General features: G+C 34.6%; 17 protein-coding genes and 1 pseudogene. 10 read left to right on the top strand and 8 right to left on the bottom strand.

Features of this window, described 5'->3' with window-relative positions:
* Positions 1 to 17 precede the first annotated feature (17 nt).
* The gene (locus tag CLOCL_RS15000; RefSeq protein ID WP_014256138.1) at positions 18 to 530 is read left to right on the top strand and encodes a DUF3592 domain-containing protein; all 513 of its coding nucleotides are present in this window, start codon (positions 18 to 20) and stop codon (positions 528 to 530) included.
* A 299-nt stretch (positions 531 to 829) separates the two neighbouring features.
* Complete coding sequence (locus CLOCL_RS14995; RefSeq protein WP_014256137.1) at positions 830 to 1,333, top strand: DUF3592 domain-containing protein; 504 nt, start codon at positions 830 to 832, stop codon at positions 1,331 to 1,333.
* Positions 1,334 to 1,401: 68 nt separating this feature from the next.
* Here CLOCL_RS14995 and CLOCL_RS14990 read toward each other — a convergent pair whose 3' ends face one another.
* Positions 1,402 to 2,394, bottom strand: coding sequence for an SDR family oxidoreductase (locus CLOCL_RS14990; RefSeq protein WP_014256136.1), 993 nt, complete (start codon positions 2,392 to 2,394; stop codon positions 1,402 to 1,404).
* A 119-nt stretch (positions 2,395 to 2,513) separates the two neighbouring features.
* Here CLOCL_RS14990 and CLOCL_RS23980 point away from each other — a divergent pair.
* Positions 2,514 to 2,672: pseudogene (locus CLOCL_RS23980) on the top strand (type II toxin-antitoxin system RelE/ParE family toxin); the annotation flags it as partial.
* Positions 2,673 to 2,745: 73 nt separating this feature from the next.
* Here the strand turns inward: CLOCL_RS23980 and CLOCL_RS14985 are convergent.
* Both CLOCL_RS14985 and CLOCL_RS14980 read right to left on the bottom strand, forming a co-directional pair.
* Positions 2,746 to 3,780: a hypothetical protein gene (locus tag CLOCL_RS14985; RefSeq protein ID WP_027621864.1), complete on the bottom strand. Its 1,035-nt coding sequence runs from the start codon at positions 3,778 to 3,780 to the stop codon at positions 2,746 to 2,748.
* Positions 3,740 to 4,177, bottom strand: a complete 438-nt coding sequence (locus tag CLOCL_RS14980) for a hypothetical protein (protein WP_027621863.1) — start codon at positions 4,175 to 4,177, stop codon at positions 3,740 to 3,742. Before CLOCL_RS14980 ends, CLOCL_RS14985 begins: the two co-directional genes overlap by 41 nt.
* Positions 4,178 to 4,421: 244 nt before the next feature.
* On the opposite strand from CLOCL_RS14980, the gene CLOCL_RS14975 reads away from it, so the two are divergent.
* From CLOCL_RS14975 to rsfS, 7 genes are all read left to right on the top strand, one after another.
* Positions 4,422 to 6,125, top strand: a complete 1,704-nt coding sequence (locus tag CLOCL_RS14975; RefSeq protein WP_014256135.1) for a GH3 auxin-responsive promoter family protein — start codon at positions 4,422 to 4,424, stop codon at positions 6,123 to 6,125.
* Positions 6,126 to 6,478: 353 nt separating this feature from the next.
* Positions 6,479 to 8,308, top strand: coding sequence for a family 43 glycosylhydrolase (locus CLOCL_RS14970; protein WP_014256134.1), 1,830 nt, complete (start codon positions 6,479 to 6,481; stop codon positions 8,306 to 8,308).
* Between the two features lie 154 nt (positions 8,309 to 8,462).
* Positions 8,463 to 9,425, top strand: coding sequence for an ROK family protein (locus CLOCL_RS14965; RefSeq protein ID WP_014256133.1), 963 nt, complete (start codon positions 8,463 to 8,465; stop codon positions 9,423 to 9,425).
* 7 nt (positions 9,426 to 9,432) lie between these two features.
* Positions 9,433 to 10,053, top strand: a complete 621-nt coding sequence (nadD, locus tag CLOCL_RS14960; RefSeq protein WP_014256132.1) for a nicotinate-nucleotide adenylyltransferase — start codon at positions 9,433 to 9,435, stop codon at positions 10,051 to 10,053.
* Positions 10,054 to 10,077: 24 nt separating this feature from the next.
* Complete coding sequence (gene yqeK, locus CLOCL_RS14955; protein WP_027621859.1) at positions 10,078 to 10,659, top strand: bis(5'-nucleosyl)-tetraphosphatase (symmetrical) YqeK; 582 nt, start codon at positions 10,078 to 10,080, stop codon at positions 10,657 to 10,659.
* Between the two features lie 76 nt (positions 10,660 to 10,735).
* A complete protein-coding gene (locus CLOCL_RS14950) occupies positions 10,736 to 11,320 on the top strand; it encodes a LytR C-terminal domain-containing protein (RefSeq protein WP_014256130.1) in 585 nt (194 codons plus the stop codon).
* A 42-nt stretch (positions 11,321 to 11,362) separates the two neighbouring features.
* The gene (rsfS, locus tag CLOCL_RS14945) at positions 11,363 to 11,698 is read left to right on the top strand and encodes a ribosome silencing factor (RefSeq protein ID WP_014256129.1); all 336 of its coding nucleotides are present in this window, start codon (positions 11,363 to 11,365) and stop codon (positions 11,696 to 11,698) included.
* A 354-nt stretch (positions 11,699 to 12,052) separates the two neighbouring features.
* Here rsfS and CLOCL_RS14940 read toward each other — a convergent pair whose 3' ends face one another.
* From CLOCL_RS14940 to CLOCL_RS23320, 5 genes are all read right to left on the bottom strand, one after another.
* Positions 12,053 to 13,270 (bottom strand): IS256 family transposase, encoded by a 1,218-nt coding sequence (locus CLOCL_RS14940; RefSeq protein ID WP_014256128.1) that lies wholly within the window; start codon positions 13,268 to 13,270, stop codon positions 12,053 to 12,055.
* 1,061 nt (positions 13,271 to 14,331) lie between these two features.
* On the bottom strand, positions 14,332 to 15,270 hold the full coding sequence (locus tag CLOCL_RS22620) for an ABC transporter ATP-binding protein (protein WP_014256126.1): 939 nt from the start codon (positions 15,268 to 15,270) through the stop codon (positions 14,332 to 14,334).
* Positions 15,271 to 15,292: 22 nt separating this feature from the next.
* Positions 15,293 to 15,748, bottom strand: a complete 456-nt coding sequence (locus tag CLOCL_RS14925; RefSeq protein ID WP_014256125.1) for a hypothetical protein — start codon at positions 15,746 to 15,748, stop codon at positions 15,293 to 15,295.
* A gap of 148 nt (positions 15,749 to 15,896) precedes the next feature.
* Positions 15,897 to 16,376 carry a hypothetical protein gene (locus CLOCL_RS14920; RefSeq protein ID WP_052306604.1) on the bottom strand — a complete coding sequence of 160 codons (480 nt, stop codon included), beginning with the start codon at positions 16,374 to 16,376 and terminating at the stop codon, positions 15,897 to 15,899.
* Positions 16,377 to 16,880: 504 nt separating this feature from the next.
* The gene (locus CLOCL_RS23320; protein ID WP_245532802.1) at positions 16,881 to 17,606 is read right to left on the bottom strand and encodes a hypothetical protein; all 726 of its coding nucleotides are present in this window, start codon (positions 17,604 to 17,606) and stop codon (positions 16,881 to 16,883) included.
* Positions 17,607 to 17,661 lie beyond the last annotated feature (55 nt).

Here is a 17,661-nt window from a genome sequence, read left to right as displayed (position 1 = left end):
TGTATGAGGACAGAGAGATGGAAAAGAAACAAGGATCAATAGATACAGAATTCAAATTATTGATAATAGAATTAATTATTATATTTGCTTTTGTGCCGGTTCTAGTGTGGGTATCAATGATTACTGATGATGGTATAATTCAATCAATTATAGTATCATGCGAAAGTATAATGATGGGAATTTTGTTTATAATAGCTCATTTTAAAATGAACTGTAAGAAAGATAAAAACTATAAAAAATGTACTGGTGTAATCGTTAAGCTTCCAATAGGAAGGTCGGGTTTAAGATATCCGATTATTTCTTATGAAGTTGATGGTAAGGTTTATACAGTTCAGTCAAGAGTAGGTCATCGGGGAATTGCGGTTTTTTTCTTTAAAGGTAAAAAAGTCAAGGTATATTATGACGAAAGCAATCTTGCTGTAGCCTATACTAAAGAATATATTTCTTTGATAATAGGATGCTTGATCATATTGGCAGGTTCGATGGGGATTTCCGGAGTTTTTTACAGGGTGTTTTTAATGCCGAAATAAATTGATTTGCTGTCGAATAAAAGTGCAATCAGTAAAGAATATGCAGATATTTCCCGGGAAATGTAGAAATACGACAATAATTTTTCGGATAATAATATTCTATTTATAGCAAAAAATAAAAAATTCATTTGTTTTATTCGTATGATATATCCTATCAAGCAGAAATAGTATATAATAATGGGTATATAGTAGCATTAGTTGATTTACTTGGAACAGAAGTCCTTAAGCTATACCGGATACTGTGAAAGCTTTGTAGTAAAAAGCTTATTTCATTAACAAAATTTTTGGGAGTGAAAAAGATGAAGAAAAAACAACCAATTACAGACGCTGATTATATGCTGATTGTAATAGGAATTTTTATTGTATGTGCCATGGCTCCGGTAATAGTATGGACAGCAATGATTACTGATGACGGAGTAATTCCGAGAGCTATAATATCATGCGAAATCATAATGCTTGGGACTTTCTTCATAATAACAAATTTAAAATTGAATAATAAGATAGAAGCTAATTATAGAAAATGTATGGGTGTAATCGATGAAGCTCCTATGGTATTATCGGGTTCTAAAGGGTCAAGACATCCCATTATTTCTTATGAAGTGAAGGGGAAAGTTTATACGATTCAGTCAGAAGTGGGGTATGGAGGAATAGCGGCTTTCTTCCTTAAAGGTAAAGAAGTTGATGTATATTATGACGAAGACGATCCAAGTATTGCATACACTAAACATTATTTATTTTTGATCATGGGATGCATGTTTATGTTTGCAGGCCTGTTGGCACTTAGTTCAATCTTTTATCAGTAGTTATTTTGTTTATTGCAGCGAAGTTTCAAAATGTCCTTAGCATCGCTGCAATAAACATTAACATTGAATTAGCATTCATAAGCTGCAACTATTTTATCCATAAGGGCATCCCATTCCTCATCTATGGTACAGCGTCCAGGATGTTTCAGGAAATAATCAACAGTTCTCTTTATACCTTCCGCAAACGGTATTTCAGCCTTAAAATCGGGAACGAAACTTTTGATCTTGGAATTGTCGAAAACCATGCTGTAGGACTTGTCGCCCAATAGGGCACCTGTAAGTTCCGGCTCGATAGAAACGATGAAATCCGACGGAATGTGTATGATATTTGGTTCCACTCCTGCTGCATGACCTATAGCCCTGTAGATTTCATCCCAGGTAATGACTTCATCAGATGTAATATGGAATGCTTCGCCTATGGATTTTTTATTTCCAAGCAGTCCAACAAATCCTTTTGCAAAATCTTCATTATGGGTCATGGTCCAAAGGGTAGTACCGTCACCGTGAACAATAATTTTCTTTCCTCTTTTCATTCTTTCCACAAGGGACCATGGATGTTCCCAACTGTTTAGAGCAGCAGGTATCATTGACAATCCGTAAGTGAAGGATGGCCTGACTATGGTAACAGGGAAGCCTGTATTGCGATACTCATTTAACACGATTTTTTCGCACTCGATTTTATCTCGTGAATACTGCCAATAGGGATTTTCCAAAGGCGTTGATTCGGTAATGATATAATGTGAGGGCGGTTTTTGGTATGCGGATGCGGAACTTATAAAAATGTATTGATCGGTTTTGTTGCGAAAAAGTTCGATATCGGCCTTTAAATGTTCAGGGGTAAAGGTTATCCAGTTAACTACTACGTCAAAATAGTAATTTTCAAGGATTTTTGCACAAGCGTCAATATCCCGTATATCACCCGTAATCAGTTTTGCACCTTTAGGAGTGAATTCAGATCGGGAACCGCGGTTTAAAAGATAGAGCTCATGCCCTTTTTCAATTACCCGGCGTGATACCCCTTCACTGATAACACCGGTACCTCCAACAAACAATACTTTCATAAATATGATCATTCCTTTCTGTCGGCTTTGATTTAACTATATTTTAAAATATTGAATTTCACTATATTTATTATTACACAACAATAATAAATTTTTGTAATGTTTGATACAATAAAGTTGTCCGTTTTTTAGCACAAAAAAGTCCTTTATGCTGCACATAAAGACAAGAACGAGCTGTTGAAAGCATTCGTTCTATTTCTGTAATGCCTGAAATACATCTATTTTTAACTGCAGAATTTATACCGCTAAATAAGTATCGTAAGATGTTTGTTGAAAGATAATATTTGGTTTTGTATCAAAGGTCCCATTATTGGTTTCTTTTTGGCAGAACAAAAGCTACCAACAGCCCTGCTAAGAGAATGCATTAACAAACAGTAAAATTATATTTTGATTGCGTTTTTCAGCTACGAAAGAGATTTTTATTTTATTTGTGCCGTCATCATAATTAATTTCCGGTAATAGATAACTTGTGTCATTTGTGATATTTTCCTCTGTTTCAGGAATATTTGCGTCATTTGAAATTTCACCGCTTGATTCCGGGAAAATTGTGCCGTTTTGTTCATCCTGTTCAAAGGGATATTTGATTTTTTTTACATCCATATTACCATAGGAATCTTTTATAAGATATTCGATATCATACTTTTTATCCGTTGACAGATCAATATATAGTCCATGATTAATTTGTGATTTGCCCGACAAGTAATTTACATCAAGCGAATCATCGTAATCAACTGTTTTCACACCGTTTTCAGTATGGGTAACCTTAAGCTTTGCAACGGCATAATCCCTATTTTCATTTTCAGCAATACAATTGATCATACCTTCGTTAACAGAAATTTCCTTGATTACAGGTCCTTTTCCTTTAGTTGGATTTTCAGGCAGTTTGCTTTGGATATATTTTGCTATTCCGATTTTCTCATCTTCTAAATATCTGGTATAATGCTTCATAAGTTCATCTTTTGACATTCCGGCCAATTTGCTTTTTAGTTCTTCAAATTTTTTTACTTCGTCGATAGCAGCTTGAAGAGATTCTTTGTCAATGTAATCCTGGTTTTGCAATGTATCAATGTCATAACGATATTTATTGTACATAATTTCCAGATCGAATTCCGGTTCAAAGTTGCTTCTTTCCCATACAAGTTTGTTTTCTCCCTCATATTTCATACTGAAGGGGAAAATCCTGCTTATTTCATAAGGTTTAATATTTCCTAAATCAAAAGTTACTTTTGCATGTCCTATTGTATCTTTCCAGAAGGCTCCGGTTTTTAATATATATCCGGACAGGATATCACCGTTCGAATAACTTATAGGTTCTACTTTATATGTATTTTTTATACTCTTTGATTCACCGGCTGCAAAATGAACATTTGAAGGTATACCATTCACTGTAATAGGGATAGGTTGAGTCTTTTAAATCAATAGGTTTAACTCCTTTTTCGGTATTGACTGGTATTTCTTTGTTATTCACATAGGCTTTGAAGTCTTTAAAATACAGATTTTCCTCAATTATGTTATTTCCGTCGTCCTCCATTTTAGCCGGGAATCCCATTAAAACATCTTTTTCTTCTCCTGTATTTTTAAATTCAAATTTGCATTCTACAAGTCCTTTTTCAACTTCAATCAATATGTCTTCCGACACCATTACAACATCTTTATTTTCCATTGGATATACGCCATCGGGTGTTCTGCCTAGATTGCAGTCGTCTGCAAAGGCAGTTGTGAGGAAAAAGGAAACGATTAGTAAAAGGCTCACTGTTGCCGCAGTTATAAATTTTCGATTCATAATTAAATCCTCTTGGAATGAAAAAATTGCCACATATCTATTATATCTATATTTCGGAAAAATATGGAATACAATGTTTTTGTCCGGGGGACTTTTGTTTTGGAGAAGTCTAATAACCCTCACATTATGAGGAATTTCATCATAAAATTATAGTTTATTTCCCAAAATATTGCAAAATTGAAACTGAGTTGTATAATAGATATTCGAATTTGTTGCATTAAAGTAAAGACGGGAGGAGACTACTTTGGAGATAATTTTGAAAGCAATGCTTTATGGATTTTTAAAGGTTGCACAAAGTTATAAAAAAAGTTTTGAAAAAGATTTGGAATGTGCTGCACAAAAGAACGATCAGTTGCTTATGGAAATTATAAAGAAAAATGCCGGTACAGCGTATGGTAAGAAATACGATTTCCAATCAATAGATTCCCCTCAGAAGTTTAAAAAAACGGTTCCCCTAACCCAATATGAAGATTATAAAGAGTATATTGAACGTATGGCAAAAGGCGAAGAAAATGTTCTTACATCAGAAAAAGTAGAATATTTTGGAGTTTCATCGGGTACAACGGGCAACCAAAAGTTGATACCGGTGACTAAGAGTTCCCGTAAAGCAATTTCGAGATATATGGGATTATTAACCCAGGGTGTTTTGTATGAAAATCTTTCAAACAAATGGACCTATGGACGTGGGCTTAACCTCATTGGAATGCGTGGTTCAGGGAAGACTGAAGGGGGGATTCCCATATGTGCCGGGACTGCTGGAGGAATGAAGTCTATGGAGAAAATATTTACATATATCTGGACAACACCTGTTGAAGTCCTCAAGCAAGGTGAAAAATTTGATGTAAACTATCTTCACTTGCTTTTTGCACTTATGGATAGAAATTTAATGTATTTATCTGCTGCTTTCATTCCATCAATCCTTGATTTATTGAGATGCCTTGAAAGTAAATGGGCTGATCTTGTAGAAGATATTAGAGAGGGGAAGATTAGCCAAAAAATTCTTTTGTCCGATGATTTGAGAAATAAGCTTCAAAAAAAGATAAAGCCCAATCCGAAAAGGGCTGAGGAATTGGAAAGAGAGTTTAAAATAGGTATGGAAGGAATTGTAACCAGGATATGGCCTAAATGTGCTTTTATATGGAGTGTTTCCGGAGCGGGATTTAAAATGTACCTGGAAAAGGTAAAGAAATACACTTTGGATTTACCTATATACTGCGGTACATATGCTGCAACTGAGGGATTAATCGGAGTGGAGCTTGGATTGAATAAAGCTACATATGTAGCAGCACCTAAAAGTGTGTATTATGAATTCATACATGAGGATGATTGGGAGGCTGAAAACATAACCACGTACAATTTGGAAGAATTGAGAGTTGGAGAAAAATACGAAGTGGTCATTACAAATAATGCAGGATTTTACCGCTATAGGCTGGGTGATGTTGTCAAAGTTGTAGGCTATTGCGGTAAAACTCCTGAATTTGAATTCCTGTATAGGAAAAATCAATTGATAAGTATAAATGCGGAAAAGACTTCAGAACAAGCAGTTCATCAGGCTACTATCGAAACTTTTAAACACTTGGGAATCGAACTTATAGATTATACTGTTGTGGCTGATATTGATATCTCACCGGGAAGATATGTTTTTTTTGTCGAAGTTAATAATATTGAGAAATTGGATAAAAACAAAGTTGAAAAAATACTTGAAAGTAAGCTTGGCATAGCAAATCCGCGATATGAACAGTTTAGAAAATCAATGAAAATCGGTCATGTATCTTTGGAACTTGTAAAGCCCGGAACCTTTGATTCTCTGAAAGTCTTGCTTGTATCAAAGGGTGCATCAAGAAATCAAGTTAAAATTCCCAGGGTTGTTAATAGAGATGATTTGGTAAGTTTTCTAAAGAGTAATACATATAGTGCAGAAGTAAAAAGCTATATTAAAATTTCTTAGAAATGTAATGAAAAAAGTAAGCATGGACAAAACTCCTGTAAATTTAATAATCTACAGGAGTTTTTTTATATTTCAAAAGTGGTGAAATACTTAGAAATCGATGGAGGTTGATACTTCTTTGATTTTACATTTCGATAAACAGTTTCCCGGTATAATAATTTATGATTACAAGAATTTATTTTCACCAAAAAGCAGTTAAATTTGGTATTATTATAAATAGAAAATGAAAATCCAGTAGGATTAATTTTATTCCTCTTTGAAGAAAAGTAATGCTCCTCAACCTGTTGAGCAAAAATTCTAAAGAGTAAATTTTTCAGTTTAATATATTTATGCCTGTGGAAAGGAGTAGGATGATGAAAAAACGACTGGTAAAAATCTGTGTATTGGTTATGGTGACAGCTGCTTTAGTGTGCTGCACAATTAACTTTTCGGCAGAAATTATTCTTGCTGTTGATTTTAACACGATGCTTGATGGATATAATTCGATGGGAACAATGCAGCTTTTGTCAACAGATTCGGAGACTAGCAAAATAAGGCTTCAGTCCTATAATTACCCAAGTATGTACATAAGACACAACAATTTTATAGCAAGGATAGATGAAAAGGTAAGCCCGGAAGAGGATGCACAGTGGCGCCTGGTTAAAGGGCTTGCCAATCAGGGTGAGGGATATGTATCCATAGAATCGGTAAATTATCCGGGCTATTATTTAAGGCATTACGATTACAAGCTCAGGCTTGAAAAGAACGACGGAAGCAGCATTTTTGCGGCCGATGCAACTTTTAAAGTGGTTCAGGGCCTGGCCGACACTTCATGTATCTCTTTTCAGTCGTACAATTATCCAACCAGATATATAAGACATTATGAAAAATTACTGAGAATAGATGAAATTGTAACCGATCTTGACAGAATGGATGCCACTTACCGGTTGTTTGATGATTCGGTTGTGCTGCCCGATCCCAACGAACCGGAAGGGGCAGTTATTGTAACGAATCCGGTAGTTATACAGCGGGCCGATCCTTGGGTTTACAGACACACTGACGGCTATTACTATATGACAGCATCCGTACCGGAGTATGACCGGATAGAACTTAGAAGGGCAAAGACTATACAGGGACTTGCATCGGCTACACCAAAGACAATATGGCGTAGGCCTTCAAGCGGTGTAATGGGTGGCCATATATGGGCCCCTGAAATACATTTTATTGAGGGAAAATGGTATATCTATTTTTCTGCAGGAACCTCCAGCAATAAATTTGATATTCGTTTGTATGTACTTGAATGCGCCGATTCAAATCCCATAGACGGAACATGGATTGAGAGGGGTCAGCTGAAGACCAATTGGGAGTCCTTTACCTTGGATGCAACCACCTTTGAACATAATGGAGTCCGATATCTTGTATGGGCTCAAAAGGATCCGAATATAGACAGCAACAGCAATATTTATATAGCAAAAATGAACGGACCCTTTGCCATAACCGGTAAGCAGGTTATGATTTCAACACCGGAGTATCCTTGGGAAAAGGTGGGGTATAAAGTAAATGAAGGCCCGGCGGTTATAAAAAAGAACGGAAGAATTTTCATAACTTATTCCGCCAGTGCAACCGACTCCAATTACTGTATGGGGTTGTTGACCGCATCTGATACAAGTAATTTGTTGGATCCAAATTCCTGGAAGAAGTCTCCGAGTCCTGTCTTTCAATCAAATGACTCCACAGGCCAATATGGACCCGGGCATAATTCCTTTACAACTTCACCGGACGGAAAAGTGGATATAATGATATACCATGCAAGAAATTACAAAAATATAATAGGAGATCCTTTATATGACCCAAACAGGCATACCCGTGCTCAAAGAGTGGACTGGAATGATGACGGTACACCCAATTTCGGGATACCGGTAGCTGATGGAAGAATTGAGATATATATCCCACCAACCGACATTCCTGATCCCATAAACTTTATTTACGGCGATTTAAACGGAGACAAGGCTGTTAATGCTATTGATTATGCACTTATGAAAAGAATATTGCTTGGCATGTCCGGTGAATTGCTGTCGGATGACTGGGAAAAAGCCGCGGATCTGAACATGGATGGCAGTATAAACTCAATTGACTTTGCACTGCTGAAAAAATATCTTTTGGGTATGCTAAAAACTCTTCCTTATACCAATACTGCTTTGTAAAAAATACCAATAATGATTTGCAAAAAGTCGAATTTGTTTGTGATAATAGGCTATAATAATTTCTTGAAGATTGGCTAAATTTTATGTACAATCATTATTATAAAACAATTAAACTCTTTTGCTTGCTCGTTATTCAAAAAATAGGGAGGGTAAAATGGGCAAGAAATATATTTGCCTTGATATTGGCGGTACAAAGATACTTGGAGCTGTTTTGGACGAGAAGGACAATATAGTTTTCCGGGTTAAAAAAAAGACCAAGGCCAATAAGGGAATAGAAGAAATTGAGAAGAGAATAATCGGCGTTATCGATGAACTGATGAAAGAGTTGGGTGCTGATAAAAAAGAAATTGAGGCGATTGCTGCGGGTGCACCGGGAGTTATAAACGATGAAACCGGTGAAATTATATATGCACCAAATCTCCCATGGGAAAACTATAATTTGAAAAAAGTTATAGAAAATGAGTTTGATATTCCGTTCTACATAGGGAATGACGCAAACTTGGGAATGCTTGGTGAATGGAAATATGGAGTTGCTGCAAATAGGGAAAATGTTGTGGGAATATTTGTAGGCACCGGAATTGGCGGTGGGCTTATATTAAACAATAAGCTTTTTACGGGTAAAAGATATGATGCCGGTGAGTTGGGACACATGGTATTAAATACCGAGGGCCCTTACTGTAACTGCGGTCAGCGGGGATGTTTTGAGGCTTATGCCAGTAAAGTTGCAATAACAAGGGAAATAAGGGCTCAAATTCAAAGAGGGAGAAAGACTGTACTGAAAGATTTCTTAGATGAAGATTCCATTATTAAAAGCAAGGCGCTGAAATATGCAATAGAAGCCGAAGACAGTGTGGCTTTGGAAGTTATGGACAATGCTATATATTATCTTGCAGCCGGCACAGGAAACCTTATAAATATTTTCAATCCTGACATGGTGGTACTGGGAGGAGGCGTTTTGGAATCTCTTGGAGATTATGTAATGCCTCTGCTGAAAAAATATCTCAAAAGGTTTGCACTTCCCGCATTGTTAAGTGGAACGGAAATAGCGCAAAGCAGCCTGGGAGATGATGCTATTATCTATGGCGCTCTGGCCGTAATTAAGGATAAAAAAGGGTAGTGATGGAGTGAAGAACAGTGTTCAAAAAATAGGTATTTCAGGAGGAACCTTTAATCCTATACATATAGGCCACTTGATTATAGCTGAGACGGTAAGGGACAAGTTTGGTCTGGACAAGGTATTGTTTATTCCTTCAGGAATGCCTCCCCATAAAAATTTGGGAAGTGTTGTTTGTGCAGAAAAAAGATTCGATATGGTTCAGAGAGCGGTAGCGGGGAATCCTTACTTTGAAGCGTCAAGAATTGAAGTGGACCGTGAGGGCTATACCTATACTGTAGACACTCTGAAAAAATTGAGAGAAACCTATGGAAAGGATACAAATCTGTATTATATAATTGGTGCAGATGTTTTAAATGATTTGCTAACATGGAGAAGTTTTGAGGATGTTTTTAAGATTTGCGAGTTTATTGCTGTTTTGAGACCGGGAAATGATGAAAAAGTGTTTTATAAACAGATGGAATATCTGAGAGATGCTTATGGTGTGAAAATTCACTTTATTGATGCTCCGCTGATAGATATTTCTTCTACAGAAATAAGAGAAAGGATAAAAGAAGGAAGGTCAATAAAATATCTGGTTCCTGAATCTGTGGAGGAGTATATAGAGTCAAATGGACTTTACAAAGAATAGACTGATAAAGAGGAAATGATGTATATGACAATACAGCAGATACACGACAGACTGAAAGAAGTTTTATCTCCAAAAAGATTTAAACATTCGTTGGGGGTTATGGAAACTGCCGTAAAATTGGCGGCGCAATACGGGGTTGATGCAAAGAAAGCTGAATTGGCCGGTTTGCTTCACGATTGTGCCAGGGAGATGGCAGTTGAAGATATTTTAAAGATATGCAGGCAAAACAATATTAAAATGGATGATATTTCTTTGATGCAGCCTAAGTTATTGCATGGGCCTGCTGGCTCGATTGTTGCAAGGGAAGTGTATGGTATAGAGGATGAGGAGATTCTCAGTGCCATATACTGTCATACTACAGGGCGCAAGAACATGAGTACTCTCGATAAGATAATATTTCTGGCAGATTATATTGAACCGGGAAGAGATTTTCCCGGTGTGGATAAAGTACGGGAGGCAGTTTTTGAGGATCTTGACAAGGGAATGGTTGTTTCGTTAATGGGTATCATAAGGCATTTGGTTGAAAAAAGAGGACTTATTCAAATTGATACTATTGATACATGGAATTTCATTATTAATTCATATAGGGAAAAAGAAATTTTATAAACTTTCAGGATAGTCCGAATACAGCCGGGGATTGCTTAAATTTAGTGTCTTGGGAGTTATGGAGGTTTATGACACTATGGCAGCTAAGAAAAAGCGACGTGGTAGGATAAGAATAAAGAGCTTTAGGCGTGTAATCTTATCAACGGGTCTTTTGACGGTGGCAGTAATAGCACTGCTTACGATACGTAATGCTGTCTTTTCCGTAGACTCCAAAAAAGTGATTGCGCAGCCGACAGCTACTGCTTTGATTGCAAAAGGTGATGCATTGGTTCCTGAAGATGATTCAAAAGTTAATGAGACCAAAAATGAAATTTCTGAAGTGGCAAGTGTGGCAAATGCATCCCTGGCATCTAGTGATGAAGCAAGCAGAGAAATTGGCGAGGCAATAGTCAGAAATAAAGGTATATGCGTAAATGTAATAAATCATTCCCAAAAAACAGGACTTTCTGAAAAGGTGAGGGCGGTACTTGAAGTAAATGGATTTACTGTAAGCGCAGGAAACGATAAGTCTTTAAAGCGTGTAAATTCGGTTATAATAGAAAAAAAGGAAAATGTTCCGGGTGAGGAAATTGGCAAGCTGATTAACATAAGAAGAGTCAGGAAAGAAATTGATCCTGATTCAAGGTTTGATATTGTGGTGATACTTGGGGACGATTATTAAATTTTTTATATATGAGATAATTATAGGAAAGGGTGGAGTTAGTTGGATTCAAAGGCTTTAGCTGAGAAAATTGTAGAGATTTTGAATGACAAAAAAGCGAAAGATGTAAAAACTATAGATATCAGTGAGCTTACAGTTATTGCGGACTATTTTGTAATTTGCAGCGGTACTTCCACTGTTCACATTAAGGCTCTTGCCGATGAGGTGGAAGAAAAAATGCAGGAAATGAATGTGGAATTACTGAGAAAAGAGGGGTACAATAGCGCAAGGTGGATTCTTCTTGACTATAATTCCGTGGTTGTCCATATTTTTCATGAGGAAGACAGAGAATTTTATAACCTCGAGAGATTATGGGCCGATGGAGTTATACAGCGCTAAATATTTTGTCTCAAACCTTCATAAAGCTAATATTTATAATTTAAGTTTTTATGAAAAGTAAAGTGATTATTAAAAAATGGGGAATGTAAGTAATTTTGTGTATCATAATTTATGTAATCCTTCTTTAGCAAGTAAATTTTAGTTGACAAGGTTTACAGAATATTGTTTTTTATTGCCTTTTCATTATATATTATTGCCGGATTTGTTAAGTTTTATACATAAACTTGATTAAATCTGGCAATAATCATTTATAATGGTCAGTATTAGCCTTTTAAACCTATATTTTTAATTTTGTGAGGTCTAGCCCATCCGGCGATGAGGATGAGCCCTTGAGGGCGGTGGGGGTGAATGCTCTTAAATATACTCTTCCAGCCTACCTGGATATTGGATTACCAATTGGCTAAGTACTCTATCCCAGTTTTTGTAACGTTGTGTCCATTTTTTTACTACATTCATTGATGCTAAATATAAAATCTTTTCTAGTGAACTGTCTGTTGGAAATATTGTTTTTGTTTTTGTGACCTTACGAAACTGACGATGTAGTCCTTCAATTATATTTGTAGTATAAATTATTTTTCGTATTTCTTCTGGAAATTTGAAAAATGGACTTATAACATCCCAGTTATTTTCCCAACTACGTATTGCAAAAGGATATTCCTTTCCCCACTTTTCTTTAAGTTCATAAAGTTTTTCTAATGCTATTTCTTCATTAATAGCATGATATACTTCTTTGAAATCATTACTAAATGCTTTTAGGTCTTTGTATGGCACATACTTAAAAGAATTTCTCAGCTGATGTATTATGCATCTTTGTATTTCTGCCATAGGAAACGCAGCATTTATAGCTTCTTTCAGTCCTGTAAGTCCATCCACGCAAAATAGCATTACATCCTGTACACCCCTATTTTTAAGATCATTCATTACACCAAGCCAGAATTTTGATGATTCATTTTCTCCAATCCATATACCCAGTATGTCTTTATATCCCTCAACATTAACACCAATAACCACATAGGCTGCACGATTACATATTCTTCCTTCATCTCTTACTTTATAATGAATGGCATCCATAAAACAAAATGTATATATAGGTTCTAAGGGTCTTTGTTGCCATTCTTTTATTTCAGGAATAATACGGTCAGTAATCCTACTAAGCATTTCCGCAGATATTTCCACTCCATAAAGGTCCTTTAGCTGCTCTCCAATATCCCTGGTTGACATGCCCCTTGCGTATAGAGATATTATTTTTTCTTCTATGCCGGAAACATTTCTTTGATATTTAGGTATAATTTTAGGCTCAAACTCTCCTTTACGGTCCCTTGGAATTTGAATCTCAACTTCTCCAAATTCACTTTTTAAAGTCTTAGTAGAATAACCATTTCTACAGTTGTCGGTATTTTTTGCACTACGTTCTTCCTTAGCATAACCAAGCTTTTCTTCTAATTCAGCTTCCATAAGCTCTTGTAAAATGTCTTTAAAAATGTCTTTAAGATAGTTCGTGACATCAGTCACACTTTGGAAATTATTTCCCTTCACTATTGCTTTTATCTGTTCTTTTGATAATGTTGACATAAAAAATTCCTCCTTAGCTTTTATTGTTTGTAATTCTTGCCAAGAAGGAATTTAATTATTCATTCATACACAAAATTTGTTACATTCTCTTTGAATTTATAAGTCATTGAACTTTTAACTAAGCTTAATTTTTTCGTGACCCACTATCACTAATTATTAACATAACAACTGCACTAACAATCAAAATATCTCTCTATAAGTTGTTCTAAAACTTTTAATTAATCCATTATTTAAATCTCCATTGATAAACTTTTGATACATTTAGTTTAGTATTAATTTAATTATCAATCAGATACTTATATTTCCATTATAGTATCATTGTTTTAATATCCAGTAATATTGCCTTTTTTTAACGCAATTTTCTCAACATATTTAAAACAAAAAACACCAAATAAAAAAAATAAAAGGGAATTTAGTACAAACATTATCAAATAACCTAACGGATATACAGATAAACTTTTGTTATTTAGGATTAATTCAGTAAGTATGCTTTTTGCATATGAAAAAGGTATTAAAATATTAGCATCAAATTTTATTATTATGTATAATACAGCTATCTTTACTATTGCTAATAATAAATTTATTTCTTTTGTAAGTAATGATATGCTAGTAAGAATAAGCCCAATACCATATAGGCTAAATATTCCTATTGTAATAGTAATTATAAAAGTTCCAATATGTAAATTATACATATTTTGAGTTAATATATTAGATATTAATAGTACCACAGTGATAAAAGATATAGATATTAAGGATTGGATAATTAGTCTTATTAAAACTATGTTTTTTATTCCATACGGAGAAATAATTAACTGTTCTATAGTTCCTATTTTGGCTTCATTTACAACTATATTGCTAGTGTGAGAAAAAGAAGATAATACTAGCCATAATATAGCATATATTAATATAAAAGTAAGATAATCGATACCTAAAATATTTGTACTATTTTTTTTGCAATGTTATAATAAAAAAACACAACAAAAAATATATTGGCAAATACACCAAAAACTAAACGAAATCTATTGTTTTTTATTTCCCAAAATTGTTTTAACAGACTTAGTTTAAATAATTGAAACATTTTTTTTATTACTCCCATCATCTAAAACTTTAAGTATATTATTTTCAAAATCTCCATGCATTTTAATGTCCAAAACTTTATATTGATCTTCCTTTAATATACTTAATATTTTATCAAAATCGTGTTTTTTGAAATTACCTTTTATAATTGTGTTTATAAATTTAACATCCCTTCCTAAAACACTTAATTTTGATTTTATTTTGTTTGAAAGTTCCCTATCTAAATAAAAAGTGTAAGTAGCTTTATCAAATAACAAGTAAAATTTTTCCATTTTGCCACTAAATTTTAATTTTCCATTATCTAAAATTACTAGATAATCTGAAATATCTTCAATAAGTTTTATATCCTGTGTTGTTAATAAAATAGTTTTTTTAATAGATTCTTTTTTTAAAATCTTTTTTAATAAATCTAATGTTTCTAAATCAAGTGCTAGATTTGGCTCATCTAAAATAACTAAATTACTATCTTGTGATAATGCAATAATTAAAGCAGTTTTTTGTTGCATTCCTTTTGATAAAGATGAAACAAGTTTATCTTTGTGTTCATGCAATGAAAATAATTCTAAATAATAATCTACAAGAGACTTTTTTGATTTAAATGAAGATTTATGTAGTTCTAAAAAATATTTTATATTTTGTAATAAAGTTAAGTTTAAGTAAAGATTATGTGAAGCATCTAATAGTAGTGAGATATTTCTTCTAAATCTTTTATAATTTTTATACGTAAACTTTTCACCAAAAAAAACGATATCGCCACTGTCAAAAATAAGCAATGTTGACAAACACTTAACCAATGTAGTCTTTCCAGAGCCATTAAGACCAACAATAGAAGTAATAGAATTTTTCTTTATATCAAAAGTAATATTTTTTAAAGCTTCAAAATCACCATACTTTTTACAAATGTTTATTAAATTAATATCCAAAAGCAACACCTTCTTAAATATTCTAGTCCTGAGATAGATAATTAAACTTTTCAGGCAGTATTTTTGATAAATCGGTACAAAATCCGAGTTCTTTTAATATTTCTTCAAAAAAACTTAATAAATCTGATTTAGATTCTAATAACTTAATAAAATTAGCGTGATTTGTTGTTTGAAAAAAACAATTCCAATCACAGTCATCTTTGTTTTCAAAAAATCCACCTGCAATACTAATAACTTCATCTTTAACTTCTTCATTAAGTTCTCTATCTGAAATAAAAAGCACTTTAATGTAATTACTCCTGCCAAAAGTTTTTTCATCTTCTATATTTTTTAATATTGGAAAATCTTTAAGGGTACTTGGGCGTTTATAATCTATAAATAGCATATAACATATTACTTTACCATAAAAACCTTCTCTCAATTTATATAATTCGAAATCGTGCAACTTAAGTTCTCTTATTATTCGTATTTTTTCCATAAAGGATACCTCCCTAAGTTATAGTAATGCTCATTTAATTACATTATATCAATGTTTTTATCTCCTGCAATAGTACTATTTTTTCTTTTGTTACATATTAATATTATAATTTAATTAAACATTATGAATAAAAAAATTATGTAGTTTTTCACCCAGCTCCTATTGCACGCAATAAATTAATCCATGCTCCCACATCATCACCTGGGAAAAAGAATGTAGCAGTTGCTGCTACAACAATTGCAATAGCAAGTATAACATCTCCAATGTGCCACCAATCAATTTTAAGATTTTTTTCTTTAATTTCTTTTTTAGCTTTTTCTAGTTCTTCTTGTTTCTTTTGTGCTCGTTTATACTCAGGATGCTCTTTAATTTTTTTCTTTACTGAATTTGGTACATTGTTCATGTTATCACCATGGCTTTTACTTCCGTCAACTCCCTCTGAACCTATTTCATTGTTGCCTTTGTTTACATGTACATGATATTTACCAGTGTCTGTTCCCGTATGAGGTCCATCTACTCTAAACTTATATCCTCCCCCTAAATCTTGCCATTGACCTACTGCAAGACATATAGATGAAGTACTAGCAACAATACAAAAAATCAAAACAATAGCTATAATTTTTTTCATATTATCAACCTCCCAACATAATTATTATTTAGAATAGTCTCGAAAAGTAACTGGAAAACCTGCTGAATGTTAATTAATGGGATAAAGTAACATTGAGAGACTGACAAAAGTAAATGCATATTGACGAAATGAACCTTGATAAACGAATATGCTGTATAACTTTCTGAAAATGGGCATAGCAAAGCAAAGCCTATGAGAAGGCCATTGGTTCATCACAATAAAGACTCGGTAGCTATCAGGCTGCTTTGCCAGAAAGTTCTTCAAGCAAAGGAATTATACTAAAGCCTGTATGCTTGACCCAAGCGTCCAAGTGGACATTCACTGCAGCAAAAGTAGCCAATGCAAACCGCTGCCTGGAGCTTCTGGCCTTGTACTCTTCAATGTCGTAATCTTCAAAGAGCCTTTTGTGGCTTCTTTCGACAGAGGTGCGTGTTTTAAATTTTTCATTAAAAGCTTCAGAGCCGCGGGGTACGGGAGTAATCAGCCGGAAATCGTCTTTGGGCTTTAAATAGACAGTCCTTCCATAAGGTGAATCGGTACATTGACAAGGTTTTCAATGTCATGGCAGTCGAAATAGCACCTGTACTTGATACCTTTGGGGTAGGAGTAGCCGCAGTCTTCGTAAGGGATACCGCCTTTGCAGATAGGCCTGCCTTGATCATCAAGGCAGATAATTCCCGGAGGCAGCTTGGTAAGAGTTTGTTTGGTTTTTGCATCAAGGGGGATGAATGGGATGATGTTCCAATGATACATGAGTTCATAGGTGGGATAGTTGTCCATGGCCCCATCGGCAATAAAATTACGGATGCAAAGGTCAGGATAAAGTTTTCTTACCTCAGACATGGCAAAAACGGCAAGGATGCTGTCATGTCTTGAAGCCTGTGCTTTACGCAGGTAAATGGGAAGGTCATAGGGACTGTCGGAAGCAGTGATGTTAAAGAGGGTATCGCCATAGAACCACTGTTCCCTGTAGCTGTCCCAACCCCATCTTGCATCAGGGTCGGAATAACGTCTGGGGCACTTGCAATCGTAGACACCGTGTTTTTTACAATCACAGACCTTTGTACCGTAATGGGAAGCACCGGAATAGAATGGGGTGCCATCACCGGCGACAGAAAGTTTTTGCACATCGCCCAAGATACCCATTTTGGCGGAAACATCAACGACACAGCGGGCAAGGAATTCCTGGAAGATCTGTTCGGGACGATACTCAGGGAGTGCGTCTCTCATGGCGATTCTGGCAAACTTTTTAACGATGCCGTTGTGCTTGGGTTTCAGTTTCTGG

It is taken from the genome of Acetivibrio clariflavus DSM 19732 (assembly GCF_000237085.1).
Taxonomy (GTDB): Bacteria; Bacillota; Clostridia; order Acetivibrionales; family Acetivibrionaceae; genus Acetivibrio; species Acetivibrio clariflavus.
The sequence above is the reverse complement of the archived record's forward strand: the minus strand, read 5'-3'. Positions and strand labels throughout refer to the sequence as shown.